The organism is Pseudoglutamicibacter albus (assembly GCF_031458175.1).
Classification (GTDB): domain Bacteria; phylum Actinomycetota; class Actinomycetes; order Actinomycetales; family Micrococcaceae; genus Pseudoglutamicibacter; species Pseudoglutamicibacter albus.
This window is the reverse complement of the sequence record NZ_JAVDXX010000001.1, coordinates 1,536,861-1,562,566: the sequence shown is the minus strand read 5'-3', so window position 1 is coordinate 1,562,566 and position 25,706 is coordinate 1,536,861. Positions and strand designations below refer to the sequence as shown.

The following is a 25,706-nucleotide window of genomic DNA, read 5'->3' as shown; positions in this document are numbered from 1 at the left end:
GCTACGGACCTTTGTCCAGTCTGGTTGTGTTGCTGGGCTGGTGAACCACCTGATGAAGACTTCAATTTTTTTGACGAAAGAGAGTAAGGACTTATGTCCACCGAATCGACTTTCGGATTGATGCGTATTGGTTTGGCTACGGCTGAACAGATCCGCGAATGGAGCTACGGCGAGGTTAAGAAGCCGGAGACCATTAACTACCGCACACTCAAGCCTGAGAAGGATGGCTTGTTTGGTGAGCAGATTTTCGGTCCTACGCGTGACTGGGAGTGCTCGTGCGGTAAGTACAAGCGTGTCCGTTTCAAGGGCATTATTTGTGAGCGTTGTGGCGTTGAGGTGACCCGTTCTAAGGTTCGCCGTGAACGTATGGGCCACATCGAGTTGGCTGCTCCTGTGACGCATATTTGGTACTTCAAGGGCGTTCCTTCGCGTTTGGGTTACCTGCTTGATTTGGCGCCGAAGGACCTCGAGAAGGTTATTTACTTTGCGGCGTACATGATCACCTCGGTTGATGAGGAACGCCGTCACGAGGAGCTGCCGAACTTGCAGGCTGCTCACGATGTTGAGATCAAGAACATCGCTAACACGCGTGACGCTGATATCGCTGAGATCGCTAAGGAGCTTGAGGAAGAGCTCGCTCGCCTTGAGGGTGAGGGCGCTAAGGCTGCTGAGAAGAAGAAGGCTCGCGACGCCGCTGAGAAGGAAATGGCGAACGTCCGTAAGAATGCGGACGCCGAGATTGAGCGTCTCACCGAGGTGTGGGAGCGTTTCAAGACCATCAAGGTGGGTGACCTTGAAGGTAACGAGTCGCTGTTCCGCACGATGCGCGCCAAGTATGGCCTGTTCTTTGAGGGCTTGATGGGTGCTGAGGCGATCCAGAAGCGCCTGCAGAACTTCAACCTCGAGGAAGAGGCAGAGGCGCTGCGTGAGGTGATCGCTACCGGTAAGGGTCAGCGTAAGACTCGCGCGATCAAGCGTCTGAAGGTTGTTAACGCTTTCTTGACGACCGATAATTCGCCTGAGGGTATGGTCCTTGACGCTGTTCCGGTGATTCCGCCGGAGTTGCGCCCTATGGTTCAGCTTGATGGTGGCCGTTTCGCTACCTCGGACCTCAACGACCTCTACCGTCGTGTGATCAACCGCAACAACCGCTTGAAGCGTCTCATGGATCTGGGCGCTCCAGAGATCATCGTGAACAACGAGAAGCGCATGTTGCAGGAGTCGGTTGACTCGTTGTTTGACAACGGTCGCCGTGGCCGCCCGCAGACTGGCCCGGGTAACCGCCCGCTGAAGTCGCTGTCTGACATGCTCAAGGGTAAGCAGGGTCGTTTCCGTCAGAACCTGCTGGGTAAGCGTGTTGACTACTCTGGCCGTTCGGTCATCGTGGTTGGTCCGCAGTTGAAGCTGCACCAGTGTGGTCTGCCTAAGCAGATGGCGCTTGAGCTGTTTAAGCCGTTCGTGATGAAGCGCCTGGTTGATCTGAACCACGCTCAGAACGTCAAGGCAGCTAAGCGTATGGTTGAGCGTTTCCGCCCTGCGGTGTGGGATGTTCTTGAAGAGATCATCGCTGAGCACCCGGTTCTGTTGAACCGTGCACCAACCCTGCACCGCCTGGGTATTCAGGCGTTTGAGCCGCAGCTCATTGAGGGTAAGGCTCTGCAGTTGCACCCACTGGCGTGTGCAGCGTTCAACGCTGACTTCGATGGTGACCAGATGGCTGTGCACTTGCCGTTGAGCCCTGAGGCTCAGGCTGAGGCGCGCATCCTGATGTTGTCTTCGAACAACATTCTGAAGCCTTCGGATGGCCGCCCGGTTGCGTTGCCTGCGCAGGACATGATCATCGGTTTGAACCACTTGACTACCCGCCGTGAGGGTGTTGTTGGTGAGGGCCGTAGCTTCTCTTCTGTTGCTGAAGCGATCATGGCGTTCGATGCGGGCGAGCTTGATCTGAACGCGGTCTGCACGATTGCGGTGGATAACTTTGTTCCGTCGGCTTCGCAGCCTGCCCCTGAGGGTTGGGTTGAAGGCAAGCCGGCGCTTCTGGAGACCACTCTGGGTGTCGCCTTGTTCAATGACACGTTGCCTGAGGACTATCCGTGGTTCGCTGAGGTCGCTACCAAGGGCACCTTGGGTGACCTCGTGAATGACCTCGCTGAGCGTTACCCGAAGGTCGATACTGCTCGTACCCTCGATAACCTCAAGGACAAGGGCTTCGAGTGGGCCACCCGCTCGGGTGTCACGGTTGCGATCTCTGACGTGACCTCTCACATGGACAAGGCCGCGATCCTGGCCCCGTATGAGGAGCGTGCTCAGAAGGTTCAGACTCAGTTTGAGATGGGTCTGATCGCTGATGATGAGCGCCGTACCGAACTCATTGACATCTGGACTCAGGCCACCGAGGAGGTTGCCTCCAAGATGCAGGAGGGCATGGAGAAGTACAACACCATTAACCGCATGGTGACTTCCGGTGCTCGCGGTAACTGGCTGCAGTTGCGCCAGATTGCCGGTATTCGTGGTCTGGTGTCGAACCCGCAGGGTGAGATTATTCCTCGCCCGATCAAGTCTTCCTACCGTGAAGGTTTGACGGTTCTTGAGTACTTCATCGCTACTCACGGTGCCCGTAAGGGTCTTGCGGATACCGCGTTGAAGACCGCTAACTCGGGTTACTTGACGCGCCGCCTGGTTGACGTTTCTCAGGACGTCATCGTGCGTGAGCATGACTGTGGTACCCGCCGTGGCCTTAAGGTCGCTATCGCGGATGAGGTCAACGGTGTCCGTACTCTGCATGAGACGGTCGAGAACTCGGCGTACACCCGCACCCTTGCCAAGGATGTTGTGGACGCCAACGGTGAGCTGTTGGCTGAGGCCGGCGAGGACGTGGGCGATGTCCTGATTCAGCGCCTCTTCGATGCCGGTATTGACGAGGTCAATGTCCGTTCGGTTCTGACGTGTGATTCCGCGGTTGGTACGTGTGCGTTGTGCTACGGCCGCTCGCTGGCATCCGGCAAGCTCGTTGATATCGGTGAGGCCGTGGGTATTGTTGCGGCTCAGTCGATTGGTGAGCCTGGTACCCAGTTGACGATGCGTACCTTCCACTCGGGTGGTGTTGCTGAGTCTGGCGATATTACCCAGGGTCTGCCTCGTATTCAGGAGCTCTTTGAGGCGCGTACGCCTAAGGGCTTGGCGCCGATCACCGAGGTTGCTGGTCGTGTCTCGATCGAGGACACCGAGCGCGCCCTGCGCGTTATCGTGACCCCGGATGATGGCTCTGAGGAAGAGGCCTACCCTGTTCTGCGTCGTTCCCGCCTCTTGGTTGAGGAAGGCGATCACGTGGACGTTGGCCAGCAGCTGGCTGCGGGTGCTATTGACCCGAAGCAGGTTCTGCGTGTTCTTGGCCCGCGTGAGGCACAGAAGTTCCTGGTCCGTGAGGTTCAGGCTGTGTACCAGTCTCAGGGCGTGGGTATTCACGATAAGCACGTTGAGGTTATTGTTCGCCAGATGCTGCGCCGCATCACCGTGATTGATCAGGGTGACACGGATCTGCTTCCTGGTGAGCTGGCTGACCGTGCGGTCTTCCAGGCTGCTAACCGTAAGGCTGTCGCTGAAGGCGCCCGCCCGGCATCGGGCCGTGACGAGCTCATGGGTATCACCAAGGCTTCGCTGGCTACCGAGTCGTGGCTGTCCGCCGCGTCCTTCCAGGAGACCACGCGCGTTCTGACCCAGGCCGCTATGGAGGCTAAGTCTGATCCGCTGTTGGGTCTGAAGGAGAACGTCATCATCGGTAAGCTGATCCCTGCCGGTACTGGCTTGGATCGCTACACCCAGGTTGATGTTGAGCCGACTGAGGAAGCGAAGGCTTCCTTCTACTCCGGCCCATCCGCTTTCTCTGGTTTCGATTATCAGGGGATGGAAGCGTTCGGTGGCGAGTTCTCCGCGATCTCGATGGAGGAGTACGGCAACTTCGGTCAGGACTTCAACTGATCTCTAGCCTCGCTGGCTGGTGACGTAAGCGCCGGTTAGCTGAGAACAAGTACGATGCGGCGGGTGCCTTCCGTAGGGGAGGTGCCTGCCGCATCGGCGTTAAGAGCTGTTTATTCTCCGGCCATGTCGTGTTGCGTTGGCGTTGGGGCGGCGCTGGCACTCTTGTGGCATGCACGCTTGCGGATATGGGCTTGGCGGCCGCGAACGTGCAGATTGTGGCGAGAACGAAAATGCTGATATAGTGGATGATCAGAGTTTTCGTGTGGAGAAGTGGACTCAGTCCGTGTCGTTCGCAGGTTGAATGACGTACTCCACACTTTCGCACGCCTCGGACCAAGCGGTTTAGAGATCGCGAGAAAACGATAACCGCACGCATCGCCCGCCGCGCTTTACATAGTGAGGCAACCGGGTGGGCAAGCGGACAGTCCGATCAGCAACGTAAGGACATAGATTGCCTACAATTCAGCAGCTGGTGCGCAAGGGTCGCGCTCCACACAAGAACAAGTCGAAGACCCCGGCGCTTGAGGGTAACCCAATGCGCCGCGGCGTGTGCACCCGCGTGTACACCACCACCCCTAAGAAGCCGAACTCCGCGCTTCGTAAGGTTGCTCGTGTCCGCCTCGCAGGCGGCACCGAAGTAACTGCCTACATCCCAGGTGAGGGCCACAACCTGCAGGAACACTCCATTGTGCTCGTTCGCGGTGGCCGTGTGAAGGACCTGCCAGGTGTCCGCTACAAGATCGTCCGCGGCGCACTCGACACCCAGGGTGTCAAGGACCGCGGCCAGGCCCGTTCCCGCTACGGCGCTAAGAAGGAGAAGAAGTAATGCCTCGTAAGGGTCCAGCTCCCAAGCGTCCAATTGTCAACGATCCGGTATACGGCTCCGCACTGGTCACCCAGCTGATCAACAAGGTGCTCGTAGACGGTAAGAAGTCCACCGCAGAGCGCATTGTCTACGGCGCACTTGAAGGCACCCAGGCTAAGACCGGTAACGACCCGGTAGCCACCCTCAAGAAGGCCATCGAAAACATCAAGCCTGCACTTGAGGTTCGCTCCCGCCGCGTCGGTGGCGCAACCTACCAGGTCCCTGTTGAGGTCAAGCCTGGTCGCTCGGTTGCGCTCGCGTTGCGCTGGCTGGTCGGCTTCTCGAAGGTCCGCCGCGAGAAGAGCATGACCGAACGCCTCATGAACGAGATCCTGGACGCCTCCAACGGCCTCGGCGCAGCAGTCAAGCGCCGCGAGGATACTCACAAGATGGCGGAAGCCAACAAGGCGTTCGCTCACTACCGCTGGTAATCCACGTTCTACCCGGTGGCGATCCTCGCCACCGGGTATTGACACCTCAACCGTAAGGGAGACACCGTGGCACTCGACGTGCTCACCGACCTTAAGAAGGTCCGCAACATCGGCATTATGGCCCACATCGATGCGGGCAAGACCACTACTACGGAACGCATCCTGTTCTACACGGGTGTGAACCACAAGCTCGGCGAGACGCACGACGGTGCATCGACGACCGACTGGATGGAGCAGGAGAAGGAGCGCGGTATTACCATTACCTCCGCTGCAGTCTCCGCTTACTGGAATGACAACCAGATCAACGTCATCGACACCCCAGGCCACGTTGACTTCACCGTTGAAGTTGAGCGTTCCCTGCGCGTTCTCGACGGCGCTGTCGCTGTCTTCGACGCCAAGGAAGGCGTTGAGCCGCAGTCCGAGACCGTGTGGCGTCAGGCAGACAAGTACGGCGTTCCACGCATTTGCTTCGTCAACAAGATGGACAAGATGGGCGCTGACTTCTACCACACGGTAGGAACCATCGTCTCCCGTCTGGGCGCTAAGCCACTCGTGATGCAGCTGCCAATCGGCGCTGAGAGCGATTTCGTTGGCGTTGTTGACCTCGTCAGCATGAAGGCTCTCAAGTGGGAAGCTGATTCGAAGGGTGACGTATCCCTCGGCCAGAAGTACACCACTGAAGAGATCCCAGCTGATCTGAAGGACAAGGCTGAGGAATACCGCGCAAAGCTCGTCGAAGACGTCGCAGAAGCTGACGAAGAGCTCATGGAGAAGTACCTCGAAGGCGAGGAAATCACCGAAGCTGAGCTCAAGGCCGGTATCCGCAAGCTGACCGTTGCCGACGAAGCCTACCCAGTCTTCTGCGGCTCCGCGTTCAAGAACCGCGGCATTCAGCCAATCCTCGACGCCATCGTCGACTACCTGCCATCGCCGCTGGACGTTCCACCGATGCACGGTACCGACCCGAAGGACGAGACGGTTGAGCTGACCCGTAAGCCATCCGTCGACGAGCCGTTCTCGGCTCTCGCGTTCAAGATCGCATCCCACCCATTCTTCGGCACCCTGACCTTCATCCGCGTCTACTCGGGCCGCCTCGAATCCGGTGCTCAGATCCTGAACTCGACCAAGGGTAAGCGCGAACGCATCGGCAAGATGTTCCAGATGCACGCGAACAAGGAACAGCCAGTCGAAGAGATCGTAGCAGGCCACATCTACGCGGTCATCGGCCTCAAGGACACCACCACTGGTGACACCTTGTGCGCATCCGATGCTCCGATCATCCTCGAATCGATGACCTTCCCAGAGCCAGTGATCTTCGTTGCTATCGAGCCGAAGACCAAGGGCGACCAGGAGAAGCTCTCCAACGCGATCCAGAAGCTCGTCGCTGAAGACCCAACCTTCACCGTTTCTCTTAACGACGAAACCGGCCAGACCGAAATCGGCGGCATGGGCGAGCTGCACCTCGACGTCTTCGTCGACCGCATGAAGCGCGAATTCAAGGTTGAAGCGAACGTCGGTAAGCCACAGGTTGCATACCGCGAAACCATCCGCCGCACCGTGGAGAAGGTCGACTTCACCCACAAGAAGCAGACCGGTGGTTCCGGCCAGTTCGCAAAGGTCCAGGTCACTTTCGAACCTCTCGAGGTCGAAGGCGACACCATCTACGAGTTTGAGAATGCCGTCACCGGTGGCCGTATTCCACGCGAATACATCCCATCCGTTGACCAGGGTATCCAGGAAGCCATGGAACTCGGTGTCCTGGCTGGCTACCCGATGGTCGGCGTCAAGGCAACCCTGCTCGACGGTGCATACCACGATGTTGACTCGTCTGAAATGGCGTTCAAGATCGCAGGCTCCCAGGTTTATAAGGAAGCCATGAAGCGTGCCAACCCGGTTCTGCTCGAGCCGGTCATGGCCGTTGAGGTCCGCACCCCAGAAGAGTACATGGGCGATGTCATCGGTGACCTGAACTCCCGCCGCGGCTCCATCCAGTCGATGGATGACGCTCAGGGCGTTCGCGTCGTCAAGGCTCAGGTTCCGCTTTCGGAGATGTTCGGCTACATCGGCGACCTGCGTTCCCGTACGCAGGGCCGCGCCGTGTACTCGATGGTCTTCGACAGCTACGCCGAGGTGCCGAAGAGCGTCGCGGACGAGATCATCCAGAAGTCCCGCGGCGAGTAATTCCTGTGGGTAGAACGAGTGGGCGGCACTGCCGCGAGTAGTACCGCCCACTCGTTCACCGCCGGAGCAGCTTTACAGGCTGGCCGGCGGACGAACAGGGATCACCGCTAAGGTGAGGCAGATCTCACTGGATCCCGCTGAATTTTCATAAACCAACACGCCATCAGTAAACTGATTGATAGCTTGCTCACCAAAAGAGTGAGCAGTAGGAAGTTTGCTGAAAACAGTTCTAGGAGGAATCTGTGGCAAAGGCAAAGTTTGACCGCTCTAAGCCGCACGTAAACGTCGGCACCATCGGCCACGTTGACCACGGCAAGACGACGCTGTCCGCCGCTATCTCGAAGGTATTGGCAGACCGCTTCCCGTCTGACACCAACGTCGGCTATGACTTCGAAAACATTGACTCCGCTCCGGAAGAGCGCCAGCGCGGTATTACCATCTCCATCTCCCACGTGGAGTACGAGACCGAGAAGCGTCACTACGCACACATTGACGCTCCAGGCCACGCTGACTACGTCAAGAACATGATCACCGGTGCTGCTCAGATGGACGGCGCAATCCTCGTGGTTGCTGCTACCGACGGCCCAATGGCTCAGACTCGCGAGCACGTTCTGCTGGCACGCCAGGTTGGCGTTCCTGCCCTGCTCGTTGCACTCAACAAGTGCGACATGGTTGACGACGAAGAGCTCCTCGACCTCGTTGAGATGGAGGTTCGCGAACTTCTGTCCTCCCAGGGCTTCGACGGCGACGAGGCTCCAGTCATCCGCGTTTCCGCTTACCAGGCGCTGCAGGGCGACGAGAAGTGGGCTGACTCCATCATGGAGCTCATGAACGCTGTTGACGAGTACATCCCAGACCCAGTCCGCGAGAAGGATCAGCCATTCCTGATGCCAATCGAGGATGTCTTCACCATTACCGGTCGCGGTACCGTTGTTACCGGCCGTGCAGAGCGCGGTACCCTCAAGCTCAACTCCGAGGTTGAGATCGTTGGTCTGCGCCCACTGCAGAAGACCACCGTTACCGGTATCGAGATGTTCCACAAGCAGCTCGACGAAGCATGGGCTGGCGAGAACTGTGGTCTGTTGCTCCGCGGTCTCAAGCGTGAAGACGTTGAGCGCGGTCAGGTTGTTGTCGAGCCAGGCTCGATCACCCCACACACCGAGTTCGAGGCAAACGTGTACATCCTCTCCAAGGACGAGGGTGGCCGCCACAACCCGTTCTACTCGAACTACCGCCCACAGTTCTACTTCCGTACGACTGACGTGACCGGTGTTATTACCCTCCCAGAGGGCACTGAGATGGTTATGCCAGGTGACACCACCGAGATGACCGTCGAGCTCATCCAGCCAATCGCTATGGAAGAGGGCCTCGGCTTCGCTATCCGTGAGGGTGGCCGCACTGTTGGTTCGGGCCGCGTCACCAAGATCATCAAGTAGGACCCGTCTTACTGATCTGGCGTAGGCCACATCATCATGATGTGAATCAGCCATAACGAAAGGCCATAACGAAAAGGGGTCCGATTCTCCGCAAGGGGAGTCGGACCCCTTTCGCGTCCCCGCCGCCCACACCCGAAATGAGGCAACCGACGTTGAGCCCATCACATTATTTTGTGAATCAACACAGGATGTGCCACACTAGATAAGTTGGCTTTTTGGGCCTAGAACCAAGATGCCAACACGGTCCCTGCACAAATGACGGCGGATAACACCACACCGGTGAAGACACGCCCGAGTGCGTGGATCGGAGCTCGGCCGAGGCAAGGAACCCTGAAGTATTTAGGATTTGGCTCGCAACCGGGCGTGCCGGTTACAGCAAGCGCATAGAGAACCAGACCTTCCTGGAACTAGCTGCCACCGCTGTGACCCGTGAGGCACACATCAATAACAGTGCTAACAACGTAAGGAAGACAGCATGGCGGGACAGAAAATCCGCATCCGGCTGAAGTCATACGACCACGAAGTCATTGACACCTCCGCCCGCAAGATCGTGGATACCGTCACTCGCGCCGGCGCAACCGTCGTCGGCCCAGTGCCGCTGCCAACGGAGAAGAACACGTTCACCGTGATTCGCTCCCCACACAAATACAAGGACTCCCGCGAACACTTCGAGATGCGCACCCACAAGCGCCTCATCGACATCGTGGATCCAACTCCAAAGGCCGTCGATTCGCTCATGCGCCTCGACCTGCCAGCGGATGTCAACATCGAAATCAAGCTTTAATAGGGAGGTGCTGAGATAACTATGACCGCAAGCCGCAACATCAAGGGCCTGCTGGGCACGAAGCTCGGCATGACCCAGGTCTGGGATAAAGACAACAACCTGATCCCGGTCACCGTCGTCAAGGCTGACGCTAACGTCGTCACCCAGCTGCGCAACGAAGAGCGCGACGGCTACACCGCGATCCAGATCGGCTACGGCCAGGTAGACCCAACCAAGGTCACCAAGCCACTCGTCGGCCACTTCAAGGCCGCAGGCGTGACCCCACGCCGCCACGTAGCTGAAGTACGTACCGCTGACGCCGCAGACTACGAACTCGGCCAGGAACTGACCGTCGAACAGTTCGAAGCCGGTTCCAAGGTAGACATCACCGGAACCACCAAAGGTAAGGGCTTCGCAGGTGCAATGAAGCGCCATGGCTTTTCCGGCGCAGGCGCATCCCACGGTCAGCACAAGAACCACCGCAAGCCAGGCTCCGTAGGCCAGGCGTCGACCCCAGGTCGCGTCTTCAAGGGCAAGAAGCTTCCGGGCCGCATGGGCGTTGAGCGTCAGACCACCCTGAACCTCACGGTTCACGGTGTTGACGCAGAAAACAACCTCCTGCTCATCAAGGGCGCAGTCCCAGGTCCGCGTGGCCAGGTTGTCCTGGTTCGCACTGCAGTGAAGGGAGCCTAACCAATGGCTATCAAAACCGTAAAGGTTGATCTCCCAGCAGAGATCTTCGATACCGAGGCCTCCGTTGCTCTCTTGCACCAGGTAGTTGTTGCGCAAGAGGCAGCACGCCGCCAGGGTACGCACAAGACCAAGACCCGCGCTGAACGCTCCGGCTCCGGCATCAAGCCGTTCCGCCAGAAGGGGACCGGCCGTGCACGTCAGGGCTCCATCCGCGAGCCACAGATGCGCGGCGGTGGTATCGCACACGGCCCAGTGCCACGCGACTACTCCCAGCGCACCCCTAAGAAGATGAAGGCAGCTGCACTGCGCGGCGCCCTCACCGATCGTGCCCGCCACGATCGCATCCACGTCGTAGAGGACATCATCACGGGCGACACCCCGTCGACCAAGCAGGCACGCGAAAACCTCAAGTCCCTCACGACCCGGAAGAACCTGCTCGTGGTGCTTGAACGCGCCAACGACGTCGCAGCTCTGTCCGTGCGTAACCTTGAGAACGTTCACGCCCTGTTCGCGGACCAGCTCAACACCTACGATGTGCTCCGCGCTGATGACGTCATCTTCACGAAGGCTGCCTTCGACGCCTTCACCGGTAAGGAGGACGCCAAGTGACTAACATCAACCGTCGCACGGCCCACGACGTGATCGTCGCTCCGGTCGTTTCGGAGAAGAGCTACAACCTGATCGACGAGGGTCAGTACACCTTCCTGGTGGACCCACGCTCGAACAAGACCGAAATCAAGGCTGCAGTAGAGGAGATCTACGGCGTCAAGGTTGCATCGGTCAACACCAGCAATCGCCCGGGTAAGCGTACGCGTACCCGTTTCGGTTGGGGACAGCGCAAGAACACCAAGCGCGCGATCGTCACCCTCCAGGGCGATGACACCATCGACATCTTCGGCGGTCCGGTCGCCTAAGGCAACCGGAGACCACTTTAACGAGGAACAATAAATGGCAATTCGCAAATACAAGCCGACAACGCCGGGCCTTCGTGGCGCGTCCGTTGCCGACTTCGCAGAAATTACGCGCAGCACGCCAGAGAAGTCCCTTCTCCGCCCGCTGCACAAGACCGGTGGCCGTAACAACACCGGACGCATCACGACCCGTCACAAGGGTGGTGGCCACAAGCGCCAGTACCGTCTGATCGACTTCCGTCGCGCAGACAAGGACGGCGTACCGGCGAAGGTCGCGCACATCGAGTACGACCCGAACCGCACCGCCCGCATCGCACTGTTGCACTATGTGGACGGCACCAAGCGCTACATCGTAGCGCCGGAACGTCTCAAGCAGGGCGACCGCGTCGAGTCCGGCCCGAACGCTGACATCAAGCCAGGTAACAACCTGCCGCTGCGCAACATCCCAGTGGGTACCGTTGTGCACGCGATCGAGCTCCGCCCAGGTGGCGGCGCCAAGATGGCTCGTTCCGCTGGTGCATCCGCTCAGCTGGTAGCCCGCGAAGGCAAGTACGCACAGCTGCGTCTGCCATCCGGCGAAATCCGCAACGTTGACGTACGCTGCCGCGCAACCGTCGGCGAAGTCGGTAACGCTGAGCAGATCAACATCAACTGGGGTAAAGCCGGCCGCATGCGCTGGAAGGGCGTACGCCCAACCGTTCGCGGTGTCTCCATGAACCCGGTTGACCACCCACACGGTGGTGGTGAAGGCCGTACCTCCGGTGGCCGTCACCCAGTCAACCCAGCCGGTAAGAAGGAAGGCCGCACGCGCCGTCCTAACAAGTCCAGCGACAAGCTCATTGTGCGCCGTCGCCGCACTGGCAAGAACAAGCGATAGGAGCTCTTAGATGCCACGCAGCCTTAAGAAGGGCCCCTTCGTTGATCAGCACCTTCTTGTGAAGGTTCTGAACCAGAACGAAGCAGGTACCCGCAACGTCATCAAGACGTGGTCCCGCCGTTCCATGATCGTGCCGGACATGCTCGGCCACACGATCGCTGTGCACGACGGACGCAAGCACATCCCAGTGTTCATCACTGAGTCGATGGTCGGACACAAGCTCGGCGAGTTCGCTATGACGCGTACTTTCCGCGGCCACGTGAAGGACGACAAGAAGGGCAAGCGCCGCTGACCATAGGTCAGAGGTTGCAGCTCCTTCCTTAGGAAAGGAAAGCAATGGAAGCCAAGGCAATTGCGCGCCACCTGCGCGTTACGCCGATGAAGGCCCGGCGCGTCGTCAATCTTGTCCGCGGCAAGCAGACGACCGAGGCACTGGCCATCCTGAAGTTCGCCCAGCAGGGCGCTTCGGATCCTGTGTACAAGGTTGTCGCCTCCGCTGTCGCGAACGCGCGCCAGAAGGCCGATCAGCAGGGTCTGCCGTTCAACGAGGACGAGCTCTACATCAGCGAAGCCTATGTAGACGAAGGCCCAACCATGAAGCGGTTCCAGCCACGCGCCCAAGGCCGTGCATTCCGCATCAACAAGCGCACCAGCCACGTCACCGTGGTCGTTGCCACGCCTGAGAAGGGTGGGGAGAAGTAAATGGGTCAGAAGATTAATCCAAACGGCTTCCGACTCGGCATCACCACCGACCACGTGTCGCGCTGGTTCGCCGATTCGAAGCTGCCGGGTCAGTCCTACGCTGACTTCGTCAAGGAAGACGTCAAAATCCGTTCGCTGGTGACTGACGGCATGGATCGTGCCGGCATCTCCAAGGTCGAGATCGAACGCACCCGTGACCGTGTACGCGTGGACATCCACACTGCACGCCCGGGTATCGTGATCGGCCGCCGCGGCGCGGAAGCCGACCGTCTTCGCGGCGAGCTCGAGAAGCTCACCAACAAGCAGGTTCAGCTGAACATCCTCGAGGTCAAGAACCCAGAGACCGATGCACAGCTGGTAGCTCAGGGAATCGCTGAGCAGCTTGCCTCCCGCGTGGCGTTCCGCCGTGCAATGAAGAAAGCCATCCAGTCCGCGATGCGCGCCGGCGCCAAGGGCATCCGTGTCCAGTGCTCCGGTCGCCTCGGTGGCGCAGAAATGAGCCGCCGCGAGTTCTACCGCGAAGGTCGCGTGCCACTGCACACCCTCCGCGCGAACATCGACTACGGCTTCTTCGAAGCAAAGACCACCTTCGGCCGCATCGGCGTGAAGGTCTGGGTCTACAAGGGAGACGTCACTGATAAGGAACTGGCTGCACAGCAGGCAGCAGCACCAGGCCGTGGTGGCCGTCGCGGCGACCGCCGTGGTGGCCGCGGTGGCGAGCGCCGCCGTCGTCACGATCGTGGTGCAGCAGCTCCAGCAGCAGCTGAAGGAGGCAACGCCTGATGCTGATTCCACGTCGCGTCAAGTACCGCAAGCAGCACCACCCAGGCCGTAAAGGCATGGCCTCTGGTGGCACCGAGGTGACTTTCGGTGAGTGGGGCATCCAGGCCCTGACTCCCGCATACGTCACCAACCGCCAGATCGAAGCTGCACGTATTGCGATGACCCGCCACATCAAGCGTGGCGGTAAGGTCTGGATCAACATCTTCCCAGACCGTCCATTGACCAAGAAGCCTGCCGAAACCCGCATGGGTTCCGGTAAGGGTTCCCCGGAGTGGTGGGTTGCAAACGTCAAGCCAGGCCGCGTTATGTTCGAACTGGCTGGCGTTTCCGAAGAGGTCGCACGCGAAGCTCTTCGCCTGGCAATCCACAAGCTTCCGCTGAAGGCGCGTATTGTGCGCCGCGAGGGTGGTGAATGATCCCAATGGCTATCGGTTCTAAGGATCTCGCAGTCGATAAGCTCGACGGCATGGACAACGCTCGTCTGAACGAGGAGCTTGCAAACGCAAAGAAGGAACTGTTCAACTTGCGTTTCCAGGCTGCAACCGGTCAGCTCGAGCAGCATGGTCGTCTCAAGGCCGTCAAGCGCGACATCGCTCGTATCTACACGATTCTTCGTGAGCGCGAGCTCGGCATCCGCGAGGATGTCGTCGCAACCCAGGCTGACGAGAAGAAGAAGACCAAGAAGAAATCCAAGAAGGCGGAGGACGCTAAGTGATGAGCGAAAAGGAGAACGCTGTGGCCGAAGAGGCACAAGCCCGCGGTTACCGCAAAACCCTGCGCGGTTACGTGGTGTCCGACAAGATGGACAAGACCGTTGTGGTCAACGTTGAGGACCGTGTCAAGCACGCCCTCTACGGCAAGGTCATGCGCCGTTCCAAGCGCGTGAAGGCCCACGACGAGAACAACACCGCTGGTGTTGGCGACTTGGTCATCGTGGCTGAGACCCGCCCACTGTCCAAGGACAAGTGCTGGCGTCTGGTTGAGATCGTCGAAAAGGCGAAGTAAGCCAGGCTCGTCTGCAGCTTATATAGCTAACGGGGCAGTAGCACGCTGACCCGGACAGGCCGGAACTGTGAGCGCGATAACGCGATTACGGTTCCGGCCTTCTTTTTGTTAGACTGGAACGTCCGTGCGTTAGCCGGCTACGCGCGCCCTAAAACAGGTGAAGCAAGACCCATGGTCTGAAACATCCGTGAAAGGCACGTGAACGGAGACTATCCACCTCCGACCAGCTGACACTGAAGATCAGCCAGCCACACCATCGGCGGCTTAGGTAATTCAAGCACGGGCTCAGACCGAAAGCCTCGGCCTTGAATCCCTCCACTGGAGCAGTACACCTGCCCGACGCATGGTTTCAGGGGTAAGCGATGGTCTGAGAAGTCCATTCATTCCGTTCCGCAAGGCTTCGAGTACGAAGAACCAGCGAGACACAGGAGAGACTAGTGATTCAGCAGGAATCGCGACTGAAGGTCGCCGACAACACGGGCGCCAAGGAAATCCTGGCCATCCGCGTTCTCGGCGGAACCAACCGTCGCTATGCAGGAATTGGTGACGTCATCGTCGCCACCGTCAAGGACGCGATCCCTGGCGGAAACGTGAAGAAGGGCGACGTCGTCAAAGCCGTCGTCGTCCGTACCAAGAAGGAACGTCGCCGCGTTGACGGTTCGTACATCAAGTTCGACGAAAACGCAGCCGTAATCCTCAAGAACGACAACGAGCCACGCGGTACGCGTATCTTCGGGCCAGTCGCCCGCGAGCTGCGCGATAAGCGTTTCATGAAGATCGTTTCGCTGGCGCCGGAGGTGCTCTGACTCATGGGTGCAAAGATCAAGAAAGACGACCTGGTACAGGTCCTGTCCGGCAAGGACAAGGGGCTGCAGGGCAAGGTTCTGAAGGTTATCCCGTCTGAGCAGCGCGTGATTGTTGAAGGCGTCAACGTCGTCACCAAGCACAACCGAGTAGGCCAGACTGACCGCGGTTCCAAGACCGGCGGCATCGAGAAGGTAGAGGCACCGATCCACGTATCCAACGTCGCGATCGTTGACCCAGAAACCAAGAAGCCAACCCGTGTTGGTTTCCGCCTCGAAACCGTAACCAAGGACGGCCGCGAAAAGACCGTCCGCGTTCGTTACGCCAAGGCTTCCGGGAAGGATCTGTGATGACTGAGACCACTACCAAGATCCAGCCGCGTCTGAAGACGAAGTACCGCGACGAGATCCGCGACGAACTGCAGAAGCAGTTCGACTACAAGAACGTCATGGAAGTTCCAGGCCTTGTGAAGGTCGTTGTGAACATGGGCGTTGGCGAAGCCGCACGTGACTCGAAGGTCATCGAAGGCGCAGTACGCGACCTGACCGCGATCACCGGCCAGAAGCCACTTGTATCCAAGGCTCGCAAGTCGATTGCACAGTTCAAGCTGCGCGAAGGCATGCCAATCGGCGCCTACGCGACCCTGCGCAACGACCGCATGTGGGAGTTCGTTGACCGCCTCGTCACGCTGGCACTGCCACGTATCCGTGACTTCCGTGGTCTGAACCCTAAACAGTTCGACGGCAACGGGAACTACACCTTCGGTCTGACCGAGCAGGTTATGTTCCATGAAATCGATCCAGACAAGATCGACCGCACCCGCGGTATGGACATCACCCTTGTGACCACCGCTAAGACCGACGAAGAAGGCCGCGCACTGCTCAAGGCGCTGGGCTTCCCGTTCAAGAACGAAAACTAAACCAACTACGTCGAAGGTCCTTAGCAACAAGCCCTAACAGGCAGCGAGGAAACCCCGACGAGGAAGGGCACAAGCCCACATGACCATGACAGATCCGGTCGCAGACATGCTGACGCGTCTGCGCAACGCGAACTCTGCACACCATGAGGACGTCACCATGCCGTCCTCCAAGCTGAAGGTCCGCATCGCGGAAATCCTCAAGGCTGAAGGCTACATCGCCGACTACGCCGAAGAGGAAGCCCGCGTTGGTAAGAACCTCAAGATTGACCTGAAGTTCGGCCCAAACCGTGAGCGCGCCATCGCAGGCGTACGCCGCGTGTCCAAGCCGGGCTTGCGCGTCTACGCGAAGTCCACTGAGCTGCCTAAGGTATTGGGTGGTCTTGGCATCGCGATCCTGTCCACGTCTTCCGGTCTTCTCACCGACCGGCAGGCAGAGTCCAAGGGCGTTGGCGGCGAAGTCGTCGCTTACGTCTGGTAAGGGAAGGGGAAGACACTATGTCACGTATCGGACGTCTTCCGATCACCATTCCCTCGGGCGTCGAGGTCAAGATCGACGGCCAAGAGGTTTCCGTGAAGGGCCCAAAGGGCGAACTCTCCCACACCGTTCCATCGATGCTGACTGTTTCTCAGGAAGAGAACACCGTCAAGGTCGAACGTCCGGATGACGAGCGTGAAACCCGCGGCCAGCACGGCCTGACCCGCACCTTGATCAACAACATGATCGTAGGTGTCACCGAGGGCTACTCCAAGAAACTCGAAATCACCGGTACCGGTTACCGCGTTATGGCCAAGGGCCAGGATCTCGAGTTCCAGCTCGGCTTCTCGCACCCCATCATGGTGAAGGCCGCCGAAGGCGTGACCTACACCGTGGAAGGCACCAACAAGGTGACCGTTTCGGGTATCGACAAGCAGCGCGTCGGTGAAGCCGCCGCGAAAATCCACAAGCTCCGTAAGCAAGATCCTTACAAGGGTAAGGGCATCAAGTACGAGGGCGAAGTCATCCGCCGCAAGGTCGGAAAGGCAGGTAAGTGACTATGGCTCTGGCTACAAAGAAGAGCTCCCGGGCTGCCTCCCGCAGCCGTCGTCACGCTCGTGTGCGCAAGCACATCGTGGGCACCGCTGTCCGTCCGCGCCTCGTCGTATCCCGCTCCGCGCGCCACATTGTCGCGCAGATCGTGGACGATGGCCGCGGCGTGACGCTCGCGTCCGCCCGCACCATGGAAGCCGATATTCGTGCTTTCGAGGGTGACAAGACCGCAAAGGCTAAGCGTGTTGGCGAACTCATCGCTGAACGCGCGAAGGCAGCCGGTATCGAAGCCGTGGTTTTCGACCGCGGCGGTAACAAGTATCACGGCCGCGTGGCCGCGGTCGCCGAAGGCGCGCGTGAAGGTGGGCTGGCACTGTGAGTGAAGAAATGAAGAACGAAGCCCCTGTGGCAGAGCAGAACAAAACCCAGGGCGAAGAGCAGAAAGACGCCGGTCAGCGTCGCGGACGTGGCGAAGGCCGCGGTCGCGGTGAAGGCCGTGGACGTGGCGAAGATCGCGGCCGTGGCCGTGACAACCGCCGTGGCCAGGACGAAGACAAAGACAAGTTCCTCGAGCGCGTCGTAACCATTAACCGTGTTTCCAAGGTTGTCAAGGGTGGTCGTCGCTTCAGCTTCACCGCTCTTGTCGTAGTAGGTGACGGCAACGGCATGGTTGGCGTCGGCTACGGTAAGGCCAAGGAAGTTCCAGCAGCCATCCAGAAGGGTGTGGAAGAAGCTAAGAAGAACTTCTTCCGCGTTCCACGCGTTGGCACCACCATCCCGCACCGCGTCAAGGGCGAAGCCGCTGCAGGCGTCGTTCTCCTTGTCCCGGCCGCTGAGGGTACTGGTGTTATCGCTGGCGGTCCGGTTCGTGCAGTACTCGAATGCGCTGGCATTCACGACGTGCTGTCCAAGTCGATGGGCTCCACGAACCAGATCAACATCGTGCACGGCACCATCGCTGCGCTGAAGTCGCTTGAAGAGCCAGCAGCTGTCGCTGCTCGCCGCGGCTTGGCCCTCGATGAGGTTGCTCCAAGCGCGATGATCCGCAAGATGCAGAACGCGAAGGCAGGTGCCTAATTATGAAGAACCTGACTCCGTCTGATGCAAAGCTGAACATCACCCTTGTTCGTTCCGTCGCTGGCCGCACCCCGGCACAGCGTGAGACGGTCCGCTCGCTGGGTCTCAAGCGCATCGGCCACACGGTTGAGCGCACCGCAGACGCAGTAACCGTTGGCATGGTGAACAAGGTGAAGCACCTGGTTGAGGTCGAGGAGGCCAAGTAACCATGTCTGAGAACACTGAGAACCCGATCAAGATCCACGATCTTGCCCCGGCACCAGGTTCCCGCAAGTCCAAGACTCGCGTTGGCCGTGGTGAAGCATCCAAGGGTAAGACCGCAGGTCGCGGTACCAAGGGCACCAAGGCTCGTCGCCAGGTACCTGCAGGCTTCCAGGGCGGTCAGCTTCCGCTGCACATGCGCCTGCCGAAGCTCCGCGGCTTCAAGAACCCATTCCGCACCGAGTACCAGGTTGTCAACCTGACCCGCCTTGAGGAACTGTTCCCAGAGGGCGGCGAGGTCACCGTTGAGGCACTCGTTGCTAAGGGCGCGGTACGCAAGAACCAGCCAGTCAAGGTGCTTGGCACCGGCGAACTGAACGTGAAGCTCGATGTGAAGGTCAATGCCTTCTCCGCATCGGCTTCTGAGAAGATTCAGGCAGCTGGCGGTTCCGCTACCACCGTCTAATGATTCGTTGGGTGTTGTGTGAGCGGATGACTCTCACATAGCGCTCTTTGTCAAGGGGGCCTCTTCCGTAGAAGTCGGGAGAGGCCCCCTTTCTCACCTATGTTTTCTGCCCCGTGTGCCGAGGGACCGCGTTTCGCGCTTGCGCAAAGAGTTTCCCTGGAAATTATCAGGTGATAAATTAGCCCCGGCTTACACTTAGCGGTAGAATCCCAAGAGCTTTACTGTGTTCTGGACAGTTGTGTCCTAAGAACGCAGCTAGATAGTCCACATGCAAGGAGTCCACGCGTGCTGAGCGCAATATCAAGGGTTTTCAAAACCCCAGATCTGCGGCGCAAACTGCTGTTTACGATCGGCATTATCATCGTTTACCGCATCGGCGTTTTCATTCCGTCCCCAGGTGTGGACTATTCCGCGGTCAACCAGTGTCTAGCGATCTCAGAGACCACGGGTGGTCTCTACGAGTTCGTTAACTTGTTCTCCGGTGGCGCACTGTTGCAGGTTTCGATCCTTGCGATGGGCATTATGCCCTACATTACTGCCTCCATTATTGTGCAGTTGTTGCGCGTGGTTGTCCCGCACTTTGAAGCCCTCCATAAGGAGGGCCAAGCTGGCCAGGCGAAGCTGACTCAGTACACGCGTTACCTCACGGTCGGTTTGGGCCTTTTGCAGGCCACCACGTTGGTCACGCTCGCTAACACCGGCAACCTGTTCCCGGGTTGCCCAGTAGAGATCTTCCCGGAGAGCACTCTGTGGACTATTTCGCTTGCGATCGTCGCGCTCACCGCCGGTACGGTCTTCATCATGTGGCTCGGTGAGCTGGCAACCGAACGCGGTGTCGGTAACGGTATGTCTTTGCTGATCTTCGTTTCGATCGTCGCTGGCTTCCCAGGTTCGATGATGAACATCCTTCAGCAGAAGGGCTGGTTCATCTTCATCGTCGTGATCATCCTTGGCCTCGTGGTTCTGGGTTGTGTGGTCTTCGTTGAGCAGTCGCAGCGTCGCGTACCTGTTCAGTACGCCAAGCGAATGATTGGTCGCCGCACGGTGGGCGGCACCTCCACGTATATCCCGATCAAGGTCAACATGGCCGGCGTGATCCCGGTGATCTTCGCGTCCTCGCTGCTGACGCTGCCGATGATGATGGTCCAGTTCAACCAGGACCCGCAGGGCAATATGCCTGGCTGGGTTGAGTGGATCAACGCTAACCTCGCTACCACCTCGGCGCCACTGCACATGGTTCTGTACCTGCTGCTGGTGTTCGGTTTCACTTATTTCTACGTCTCCATCACGTTCAACCCGGTTGATGTTGCAGACGACATGAAGAAGTACGGCGGCTTTATTCCGGGCATCCGCGCGGGCGAGCCGACCGCTAAGTATCTGAGCTACGTCTCGTCCCGTATCACGTTTGCTGGCGCCGTCTACTTGGCGTTGATCGCGATCATCCCAGTGGTTGCGTTGGTTTCGGTCGGGGCAAACCAAAACTTCCCATTCGGTGGTACCTCGCTGCTGATTATGGTTGGTGTTGGTCTTGAGACGGTCAAGCAGATCAACGCTCAGATGCAGCAACGACACTACGAAGGACTTCTGCGATGACAAAGCGTTTGTTGATTGTTGGCCCTCCGGGCTCAGGTAAGGGTACTCAGGCTGCACGTATCACCGAGGGTTTGGGTGTTGTAGCGATCTCGACCGGCGACATTTTCCGGGCCAACGTGAAAAAAATGACCCCGCTGGGTGTTGAGGCGAAGAAGTACATGGATCGCGGGGACTACGTTCCGGACTCGGTCACGAACTCGATGGTTGAAGACCGTCTGGCCCAGGATGACGTCAAGGATGGCTTCTTGCTGGATGGCTACCCACGTACGGTTGCTCAGGTTGAGTTCCTCGATGAGGTTTTGAAGGCCAAAGGCCAGGAGCTTGATGCAGTCATCTTGCTGGCAGCAGATGAGGACGAACTGGTTAAGCGTCTTCTGAAGCGTGCAGAGATCGAGGGCCGTGAGGATGACACCGAAGAGGTCATTCGCCACCGTTTGACGGTCTACAAGGAGCAGACCGCCGATGTGGTTGCGGCCTACCGTGAACGCGGCCTGGTCCGTGAGGTCGATGGCCTCGGTGAGCTCGATGAGGTCACCGGACGCATCATGAACGCGTTGAAGGCCTAATTTTCAGAAGGCCTGAAGCGTTGAAGGTTTAGAGATTGTTTGGGCGGCGCCCGGTCCTCGTTTGCGGGGCCGGGCGCCGCTTGTTTGTTTCGTTTCTGGAGTATGGAGGAGGGGCGCTAGGGTGCGCTCGATTGAATACAAGAAGCCGGCGGAGCTGAAGCGGATGGCTGATGCGGGTGTGGTTTTACGTGAGGCACTCGATGAGACGGTCGCCGCAGCTAAGCCTGGAGTGACCACGCTGGAGCTGGATCAGGTGTTCCGCGGAGTGCTTGACCGCCACGGGGCGAAAAGTAACTTCTTGGGGTATTACGGTTTTCCGGCCACGATCTGCGCTTCCGTCAATGAAGAGGTTGTTCACGGGATCCCGGGGGAGAAGGTCCTTGAGGACGGCGATGTTCTGAAGATCGACGGTGGCGCGATCGTCGATGGTTGGCATGCCGATTCTGCACGCACGGTTCTGATCGGTAAGCCATCGGAGGCGGACCGACGCTTGTCTGACATCACGCATGAGGCGATGTGGGCTGGCATCGCTGCGGCCGCATCGGCCCGTTTCGTGGGGCAGATCGGGCAGGCGATCGAGGCGTCGGTGCACCAACAGGGCGGGCATGATCTAGGGATCCTCGAGGACTACTGCGGCCACGGGATCGGCTCCGAGATGCATATGGCCCCGGATGTTCTCAACTACGCCGCGGACTACCGCGGCCCGCGCATCAAGCCGGGCATGGCGCTAGCAATCGAGCCGATGCTGGTCACTGGAAGCTTGGACACCAAGACGTTGGCCGATGACTGGACCGTGGTCACTACCGATGGTGGCCGGGCCTCGCAGTGGGAACACACGGTACTGATCCACCGTGGCGGAATCTGGGTATCGACCGCAGAAGACGGCGGCGCCGCTGACCTAGCTCGCTACGGCGTCACCCCGGCGCCGGTTCAGGCCTAGCACACGCGCCAGTAGTGGCCGGCACGCGAGGGCGATCCGCCTCACACGCGGTTGCTTGAATATGTGCTAGTGGGCTAGGATGGATAGCTGGTTGCTTTGCCACGCATTTAACGTGCAAAGTAGCTGGTCAATCATCGCTATCCGTTGGCATCACGCTCGTGGTGTTGGCGGGTTCGGACGTTAGCGGAGGATATGGGTAAGAAAGAAGGAGTCATCGAGCTGGAGGGCACCGTTACGGAGGCCCTGCCAAACGCGATGTTCCGTGTTCGTTTGCAAAATGATCACGTAGTTTTGGCGACCATCTCTGGAAAGATGCGCCAGCACTACATCCGAATTCTTCCCGAGGACCGCGTGGTCGTTGAACTGACCCCGTATGACCTCAACCGTGGACGGATTGTCTACCGCTACAAGTGATCTCCGAAGATCCAGTCACGGCGAACCCTGCGGAAGGGTCCGCCGTTGGTCTGTGTCTGAAGAGGAATTTGCAGTCTGACGTGATGTTTGAACAACTAAAAACTGATCAATCAGAAACGTAAGGACACAACCGACGTGAAGGTCCATCCGAGCGTGAAGCCGATTTGCGACGACTGCCGCGTTATTCGTCGTCACGGCGTCGTTATGGTTATTTGCTCCAACCCTCGCCACAAGCAGCGCCAGGGCTAAGCGAAACAGTCGACGCACGGCACCACGCCACACATTGAAAATAAGCAGTACCGGGTAGTACCGCTACCGTCTACCCTCGGGCTACCAGGAGGCCGGGGCCGCACCTGAAGGTGCGGAGGGTATTGCCGAACACCTCCTGAACACAGTAAGGAAGAGACCACTATGGCTCGTCTCGCCGGTGTTGATATTCCGCGCGATAAGCGCGCAATCATCGCACTCACCTACATCTATGGCGTGGGCAAGACCCGTGCCGCCGAGACCCTCGAAGCAACGGGCATCGACCCGAACACGCGCATCAAGGATCTCAGCGACGATCAGCTCGTGAAGCTGCGCGACCACATCGAGGGCTCCTACACGGTTGAAGGTGACCTTCGCCGTGAGGTTGCAGCCGATATTCGCCGCAAGGTTGAAATCGGCTCCTACCAGGGTGTGCGTCACCGTCAGGGCCTGCCGGTCCACGGTCAGCGCACCAAGACCAACGCTCGCTCGCGCAAGGGTCCTAAGCAGACCGTTGCCGGTAAGAAGAAGGCCCGCTAATCCACGCGGTTAGCTCGCCCAATTTAGAGAAGACTTTCAGGTAGGAGTAAAAATGCCCCCAAAGGGTCAGGCCACGAGCGCGGCACGTAAGCCGCGTCGCGTAGTCAAGAAGAATGTTGCGCAGGGTCATGCGCACATCAAGTCCACGTTTAACAACACCATCGTTTCGATCACCGACCAGACCGGTGCTGTGATCTCCTGGGCCTCTTCGGGCCAGATGGGTTTCAAGGGCTCGCGCAAGTCGACCCCGTACGCTGCGCAGATGGCTGCCGAGAAGGCCGCTAAGGAAGCGCAGAACCACGGCATGCGCAAGGTCGATGTTTTTGTGAAGGGCCCGGGTTCGGGTCGCGAAACCGCAATCCGTTCGCTTCAGGCAGCAGGCCTCGAGGTTGGCTCCATTCAGGATGTCACCCCGGTTGCGCACAACGGCTGCCGCCCGCCGAAGCGTCGTCGCGTCTAGTACGCGGGTTGCGCGCTGGACAACGCAATGCAGTACAAAATGTGTTGTGGTGTCCTGTCCCGGAAGATCCGATGTTCTTCCCCCGGAGTGGGGAGCAACAGTTCCTCATTCACCCAGTCGCCATCTGCAGCGTCATATAGCGGACGCTCGCTGAAAGGACAACATCCGTGCTAATTGCACAGCGCCCGACCCTGACCGAAGATCAGCTGTCTGAGACCCGTTCACGCTTCACCCTTGAGCCGCTTGAGCCAGGTTTTGGCTACACGATCGGTAACTCTCTGCGCCGTACTCTGCTTTCCTCCATCCCAGGTGCCGCTGTAACCAGCGTGCGCATCGAGGGTGTTCTGCACGAGTTCACGACCGTTGAGGGTGTCAAGGAGGACGTCACCGAGATCGTTCTCAACGTGAAGCAACTCTCCGTTTCCTCTGAGCACGACGAACCAGTTGTTGCGTACCTGCGCAAGCAGGGCCCTGGCGTTGTCACCGCTGGTGACATCTCTGCACCTGCAGGTGTTGAGATCCACAACCCAGAGCTTGAGATCGCAACGCTCAACGAAAACGGAAACTTCGATATGGAGCTCACCATTGAGCGCGGCCGCGGCTACGTGTCCGCCGCTCAGAACAAGCGTGAAGATTCCGAAATCGGCCGTATTCCGGTTGACTCGATCTACTCGCCGGTTCTCAAGGTGACGTTCCGCGTAGACGCAACCCGTGTTGAGCAGCGCACTGACTTTGACAAGCTCATTCTCGATGTCGAGACCAAGCCGTCGATGTCTCCACGTGACGCTGTAGCCTCCGCCGGCGTGACCCTCGTTGGTCTGTTCGGCTTGGCGCACGAGCTCAACAAGGAATCCGAAGGCGTCGAGATCGGCCCATCCCCAACGGATGAGCAGGCAGCCGCTGACATGGCACTGCCGATCGAAGATCTTGAGCTTACGGTGCGTTCCTACAACTGCCTGAAGCGCGAGGGTATCCACACCGTTGGTGAGTTGGTAGCCCGCTCTGAGGCGGATCTCATGGACATCCGTAACTTCGGCGCAAAGTCGATTGACGAGGTCAAGTCCAAGCTCGACGAGCTGGGCCTTGCACTCAAGGATTCACCAGCAGGATACGAAGCTCCTCTGGCGGATGACGACTACGAAACTGAAGAGTTCTGAGTTCGCTCTCTGAAGCGTCTCGCATGGTCTCACCCGCGGTAACGGGTCAGGCCTCACTCAAGGAGATTTACGACTATGCCAACCCCAACTAAGGGCCCACGCCTCGGCGGTAGCCCGGCGCATCAGCGCCTCATTTTGTCCAACATGGCAGGTGAGCTTTTCACTCACGGCCGTCTGAAGACCACGCTGACCCGTGCCAAGCGTCTGCGTCCGTTCGCGGAGAAGCTGATCACGACTGCTAAGGCTGGCGATCTCAACGCTCGCCGCCGCGTGCAGTCTGCGATCGCTCCGCGTTCGGCAACGAACAAGAACGCTGTGTACGAGCTGCTGACCAACATCGCTCCGGCTATGGCAGAGCGCAACGGTGGTTACACCCGTATCACCAAGATCGGTAACCGCTCCGGCGATAACGCGCCGATGGCTGTTATCGAGCTCGTCATGGAGCCGGTTTCCCCTAAGCAGGCTGTTGTGAAGGAAGCCCAGAAGGCTACCGAGCAGGCAGCACCTGAGGTGGAGACCCAGGAAGACGCGCCAGCCAACGTAGCTGAGATGGACGAAGCCGCAACCCCGGCTGAGGCCACCGAGACTGAAGCCGCCGAGGCTCCGGCTGATGAGGCACAAGAGACTGAGGCCAAGGAAGACAAGTAAGTCCTTCCAGGCCTAAGCCT

The 25,706-nt window shown here is 59.0% G+C and carries 34 protein-coding genes; all 34 read left to right on the top strand.

Annotated elements, in window-relative coordinates; genetic code table 11:
* The first annotated feature begins 93 nt into the window (after positions 1–93).
* Positions 94–3,981, top strand: a complete 3,888-nt coding sequence (locus J2S67_RS06850; protein ID WP_239447246.1) for a DNA-directed RNA polymerase subunit beta' — start codon at positions 94–96, stop codon at positions 3,979–3,981.
* Positions 3,982–4,432: 451 nt separating this feature from the next.
* Positions 4,433–4,807 carry a 30S ribosomal protein S12 gene (gene rpsL, locus J2S67_RS06845; RefSeq protein WP_035758017.1) on the top strand — a complete coding sequence of 125 codons (375 nt, stop codon included), beginning with the start codon at positions 4,433–4,435 and terminating at the stop codon, positions 4,805–4,807.
* Positions 4,807–5,277 (top strand): 30S ribosomal protein S7, encoded by a 471-nt coding sequence (gene rpsG, locus J2S67_RS06840; protein WP_035758019.1) that lies wholly within the window; start codon positions 4,807–4,809, stop codon positions 5,275–5,277. The genes rpsL and rpsG overlap by 1 nt, the downstream gene beginning before the upstream one ends.
* Positions 5,278–5,343: 66 nt before the next feature.
* Positions 5,344–7,458, top strand: coding sequence for an elongation factor G (fusA, locus tag J2S67_RS06835; protein ID WP_035758022.1), 2,115 nt, complete (start codon positions 5,344–5,346; stop codon positions 7,456–7,458).
* Positions 7,459–7,700: 242 nt separating this feature from the next.
* On the top strand, positions 7,701–8,894 hold the full coding sequence (gene tuf / locus J2S67_RS06830; RefSeq protein ID WP_070506333.1) for an elongation factor Tu: 1,194 nt from the start codon (positions 7,701–7,703) through the stop codon (positions 8,892–8,894).
* 475 nt (positions 8,895–9,369) lie between these two features.
* Positions 9,370–9,678: a 30S ribosomal protein S10 gene (gene rpsJ / locus J2S67_RS06825; protein ID WP_035758027.1), complete on the top strand. Its 309-nt coding sequence runs from the start codon at positions 9,370–9,372 to the stop codon at positions 9,676–9,678.
* 21 nt (positions 9,679–9,699) lie between these two features.
* On the top strand, positions 9,700–10,350 hold the full coding sequence (rplC, locus tag J2S67_RS06820) for a 50S ribosomal protein L3 (protein WP_035758030.1): 651 nt from the start codon (positions 9,700–9,702) through the stop codon (positions 10,348–10,350).
* A gap of 3 nt (positions 10,351–10,353) precedes the next feature.
* Positions 10,354–10,959 (top strand): 50S ribosomal protein L4, encoded by a 606-nt coding sequence (gene rplD / locus J2S67_RS06815; RefSeq protein WP_035758031.1) that lies wholly within the window; start codon positions 10,354–10,356, stop codon positions 10,957–10,959.
* On the top strand, positions 10,956–11,264 hold the full coding sequence (gene rplW, locus J2S67_RS06810) for a 50S ribosomal protein L23 (RefSeq protein ID WP_035758034.1): 309 nt from the start codon (positions 10,956–10,958) through the stop codon (positions 11,262–11,264). The genes rplD and rplW overlap by 4 nt, the downstream gene beginning before the upstream one ends.
* A gap of 34 nt (positions 11,265–11,298) precedes the next feature.
* On the top strand, positions 11,299–12,138 hold the full coding sequence (gene rplB / locus J2S67_RS06805; protein WP_035758037.1) for a 50S ribosomal protein L2: 840 nt from the start codon (positions 11,299–11,301) through the stop codon (positions 12,136–12,138).
* Positions 12,139–12,148: 10 nt separating this feature from the next.
* Entirely contained in the window at positions 12,149–12,430 is a 282-nt protein-coding gene (rpsS, locus tag J2S67_RS06800; RefSeq protein ID WP_035758039.1) for a 30S ribosomal protein S19, read from the top strand.
* A gap of 44 nt (positions 12,431–12,474) precedes the next feature.
* Positions 12,475–12,840, top strand: a complete 366-nt coding sequence (gene rplV / locus J2S67_RS06795) for a 50S ribosomal protein L22 (protein ID WP_310247496.1) — start codon at positions 12,475–12,477, stop codon at positions 12,838–12,840.
* Positions 12,841–13,623 carry a 30S ribosomal protein S3 gene (rpsC, locus tag J2S67_RS06790; RefSeq protein WP_035758044.1) on the top strand — a complete coding sequence of 261 codons (783 nt, stop codon included), beginning with the start codon at positions 12,841–12,843 and terminating at the stop codon, positions 13,621–13,623.
* Positions 13,623–14,039, top strand: coding sequence for a 50S ribosomal protein L16 (gene rplP, locus J2S67_RS06785; RefSeq protein WP_035758047.1), 417 nt, complete (start codon positions 13,623–13,625; stop codon positions 14,037–14,039). Before rpsC ends, rplP begins: the two co-directional genes overlap by 1 nt.
* A 5-nt stretch (positions 14,040–14,044) precedes the next feature.
* Positions 14,045–14,338: a 50S ribosomal protein L29 gene (rpmC, locus tag J2S67_RS06780; RefSeq protein WP_035758050.1), complete on the top strand. Its 294-nt coding sequence runs from the start codon at positions 14,045–14,047 to the stop codon at positions 14,336–14,338.
* On the top strand, positions 14,338–14,628 hold the full coding sequence (rpsQ, locus tag J2S67_RS06775; protein ID WP_035758053.1) for a 30S ribosomal protein S17: 291 nt from the start codon (positions 14,338–14,340) through the stop codon (positions 14,626–14,628). Before rpmC ends, rpsQ begins: the two co-directional genes overlap by 1 nt.
* A gap of 437 nt (positions 14,629–15,065) precedes the next feature.
* On the top strand, positions 15,066–15,434 hold the full coding sequence (gene rplN, locus J2S67_RS06770) for a 50S ribosomal protein L14 (protein WP_035758055.1): 369 nt from the start codon (positions 15,066–15,068) through the stop codon (positions 15,432–15,434).
* Between the two features lie 3 nt (positions 15,435–15,437).
* The gene (gene rplX / locus J2S67_RS06765) at positions 15,438–15,782 is read left to right on the top strand and encodes a 50S ribosomal protein L24 (protein WP_035758058.1); all 345 of its coding nucleotides are present in this window, start codon (positions 15,438–15,440) and stop codon (positions 15,780–15,782) included.
* Positions 15,782–16,351, top strand: coding sequence for a 50S ribosomal protein L5 (gene rplE, locus J2S67_RS06760; protein WP_035758061.1), 570 nt, complete (start codon positions 15,782–15,784; stop codon positions 16,349–16,351). The genes rplX and rplE overlap by 1 nt, the downstream gene beginning before the upstream one ends.
* Positions 16,352–16,430: 79 nt before the next feature.
* Positions 16,431–16,829 carry a 30S ribosomal protein S8 gene (gene rpsH, locus J2S67_RS06755; RefSeq protein ID WP_035758064.1) on the top strand — a complete coding sequence of 133 codons (399 nt, stop codon included), beginning with the start codon at positions 16,431–16,433 and terminating at the stop codon, positions 16,827–16,829.
* 17 nt (positions 16,830–16,846) lie between these two features.
* Complete coding sequence (gene rplF, locus J2S67_RS06750; protein ID WP_035758067.1) at positions 16,847–17,383, top strand: 50S ribosomal protein L6; 537 nt, start codon at positions 16,847–16,849, stop codon at positions 17,381–17,383.
* Positions 17,384–17,385: 2 nt separating this feature from the next.
* Positions 17,386–17,757, top strand: a complete 372-nt coding sequence (rplR, locus tag J2S67_RS06745; protein ID WP_035758070.1) for a 50S ribosomal protein L18 — start codon at positions 17,386–17,388, stop codon at positions 17,755–17,757.
* Between the two features lie 8 nt (positions 17,758–17,765).
* The gene (rpsE, locus tag J2S67_RS06740; RefSeq protein WP_070490819.1) at positions 17,766–18,455 is read left to right on the top strand and encodes a 30S ribosomal protein S5; all 690 of its coding nucleotides are present in this window, start codon (positions 17,766–17,768) and stop codon (positions 18,453–18,455) included.
* Entirely contained in the window at positions 18,455–18,661 is a 207-nt protein-coding gene (gene rpmD / locus J2S67_RS06735) for a 50S ribosomal protein L30 (protein ID WP_035758073.1), read from the top strand. Before rpsE ends, rpmD begins: the two co-directional genes overlap by 1 nt.
* Before the next feature lie 2 nt (positions 18,662–18,663).
* Positions 18,664–19,122 carry a 50S ribosomal protein L15 gene (rplO, locus tag J2S67_RS06730; RefSeq protein ID WP_035758076.1) on the top strand — a complete coding sequence of 153 codons (459 nt, stop codon included), beginning with the start codon at positions 18,664–18,666 and terminating at the stop codon, positions 19,120–19,122.
* A gap of 285 nt (positions 19,123–19,407) precedes the next feature.
* Positions 19,408–20,715 (top strand): preprotein translocase subunit SecY, encoded by a 1,308-nt coding sequence (secY, locus tag J2S67_RS06725; protein ID WP_035758078.1) that lies wholly within the window; start codon positions 19,408–19,410, stop codon positions 20,713–20,715.
* Entirely contained in the window at positions 20,712–21,281 is a 570-nt protein-coding gene (locus J2S67_RS06720; protein WP_310247481.1) for an adenylate kinase, read from the top strand. Before secY ends, J2S67_RS06720 begins: the two co-directional genes overlap by 4 nt.
* Before the next feature lie 121 nt (positions 21,282–21,402).
* Positions 21,403–22,221: a type I methionyl aminopeptidase gene (gene map / locus J2S67_RS06715; protein WP_256173680.1), complete on the top strand. Its 819-nt coding sequence runs from the start codon at positions 21,403–21,405 to the stop codon at positions 22,219–22,221.
* Positions 22,222–22,413: 192 nt separating this feature from the next.
* Positions 22,414–22,635 carry a translation initiation factor IF-1 gene (infA, locus tag J2S67_RS06710; protein WP_035758084.1) on the top strand — a complete coding sequence of 74 codons (222 nt, stop codon included), beginning with the start codon at positions 22,414–22,416 and terminating at the stop codon, positions 22,633–22,635.
* Between the two features lie 135 nt (positions 22,636–22,770).
* Entirely contained in the window at positions 22,771–22,884 is a 114-nt protein-coding gene (rpmJ, locus tag J2S67_RS06705) for a 50S ribosomal protein L36 (RefSeq protein WP_083285170.1), read from the top strand.
* Positions 22,885–23,046: 162 nt separating this feature from the next.
* Positions 23,047–23,421, top strand: coding sequence for a 30S ribosomal protein S13 (gene rpsM, locus J2S67_RS06700; protein WP_035758086.1), 375 nt, complete (start codon positions 23,047–23,049; stop codon positions 23,419–23,421).
* Positions 23,422–23,473: 52 nt separating this feature from the next.
* Positions 23,474–23,881, top strand: coding sequence for a 30S ribosomal protein S11 (gene rpsK / locus J2S67_RS06695; RefSeq protein WP_035758087.1), 408 nt, complete (start codon positions 23,474–23,476; stop codon positions 23,879–23,881).
* Between the two features lie 167 nt (positions 23,882–24,048).
* Positions 24,049–25,038, top strand: coding sequence for a DNA-directed RNA polymerase subunit alpha (locus J2S67_RS06690; protein WP_035758089.1), 990 nt, complete (start codon positions 24,049–24,051; stop codon positions 25,036–25,038).
* A gap of 75 nt (positions 25,039–25,113) precedes the next feature.
* Positions 25,114–25,686, top strand: a complete 573-nt coding sequence (gene rplQ, locus J2S67_RS06685; protein WP_070490805.1) for a 50S ribosomal protein L17 — start codon at positions 25,114–25,116, stop codon at positions 25,684–25,686.
* Positions 25,687–25,706 lie beyond the last annotated feature (20 nt).

Bases quoted from the DNA above. Each gene is read 5' to 3' on its own strand.
- J2S67_RS06850 (WP_239447246.1), top strand. From the start codon at position 94: ATGTCCACCGAATCGACTTTCGGATTGATGCGTATTGGTTTGGCTACG.
- rplO (WP_035758076.1), top strand. From the start codon at position 18,664: ATGTCTGAGAACACTGAGAACCCGATCAAGATCCACGATCTTGCCCCG.
- infA (WP_035758084.1), top strand. From the start codon at position 22,414: ATGGGTAAGAAAGAAGGAGTCATCGAGCTGGAGGGCACCGTTACGGAG.
- rpsE (WP_070490819.1), top strand. From the start codon at position 17,766: ATGAAGAACGAAGCCCCTGTGGCAGAGCAGAACAAAACCCAGGGCGAA.
- rpsM (WP_035758086.1), top strand. From the start codon at position 23,047: ATGGCTCGTCTCGCCGGTGTTGATATTCCGCGCGATAAGCGCGCAATC.
- rplF (WP_035758067.1), top strand. From the start codon at position 16,847: ATGTCACGTATCGGACGTCTTCCGATCACCATTCCCTCGGGCGTCGAG.
- rpmC (WP_035758050.1), top strand. From the start codon at position 14,045: ATGGCTATCGGTTCTAAGGATCTCGCAGTCGATAAGCTCGACGGCATG.
- rpsQ (WP_035758053.1), top strand. From the start codon at position 14,338: ATGAGCGAAAAGGAGAACGCTGTGGCCGAAGAGGCACAAGCCCGCGGT.
- J2S67_RS06720 (WP_310247481.1), top strand. From the start codon at position 20,712: ATGACAAAGCGTTTGTTGATTGTTGGCCCTCCGGGCTCAGGTAAGGGT.
- rplD (WP_035758031.1), top strand. From the start codon at position 10,354: ATGGCTATCAAAACCGTAAAGGTTGATCTCCCAGCAGAGATCTTCGAT.
- rplB (WP_035758037.1), top strand. From the start codon at position 11,299: ATGGCAATTCGCAAATACAAGCCGACAACGCCGGGCCTTCGTGGCGCG.
- rplE (WP_035758061.1), top strand. From the start codon at position 15,782: ATGACTGAGACCACTACCAAGATCCAGCCGCGTCTGAAGACGAAGTAC.
- rplR (WP_035758070.1), top strand. From the start codon at position 17,386: ATGGCTCTGGCTACAAAGAAGAGCTCCCGGGCTGCCTCCCGCAGCCGT.
- rplQ (WP_070490805.1), top strand. From the start codon at position 25,114: ATGCCAACCCCAACTAAGGGCCCACGCCTCGGCGGTAGCCCGGCGCAT.
- rpsS (WP_035758039.1), top strand. From the start codon at position 12,149: ATGCCACGCAGCCTTAAGAAGGGCCCCTTCGTTGATCAGCACCTTCTT.
- rplV (WP_310247496.1), top strand. From the start codon at position 12,475: ATGGAAGCCAAGGCAATTGCGCGCCACCTGCGCGTTACGCCGATGAAG.
- rpsH (WP_035758064.1), top strand. From the start codon at position 16,431: ATGACCATGACAGATCCGGTCGCAGACATGCTGACGCGTCTGCGCAAC.
- rplX (WP_035758058.1), top strand. From the start codon at position 15,438: ATGGGTGCAAAGATCAAGAAAGACGACCTGGTACAGGTCCTGTCCGGC.
- rpsG (WP_035758019.1), top strand. From the start codon at position 4,807: ATGCCTCGTAAGGGTCCAGCTCCCAAGCGTCCAATTGTCAACGATCCG.
- rplC (WP_035758030.1), top strand. From the start codon at position 9,700: ATGACCGCAAGCCGCAACATCAAGGGCCTGCTGGGCACGAAGCTCGGC.
- rplP (WP_035758047.1), top strand. From the start codon at position 13,623: ATGCTGATTCCACGTCGCGTCAAGTACCGCAAGCAGCACCACCCAGGC.
- rpsC (WP_035758044.1), top strand. From the start codon at position 12,841: ATGGGTCAGAAGATTAATCCAAACGGCTTCCGACTCGGCATCACCACC.
- rpsJ (WP_035758027.1), top strand. From the start codon at position 9,370: ATGGCGGGACAGAAAATCCGCATCCGGCTGAAGTCATACGACCACGAA.
- rpsK (WP_035758087.1), top strand. From the start codon at position 23,474: ATGCCCCCAAAGGGTCAGGCCACGAGCGCGGCACGTAAGCCGCGTCGC.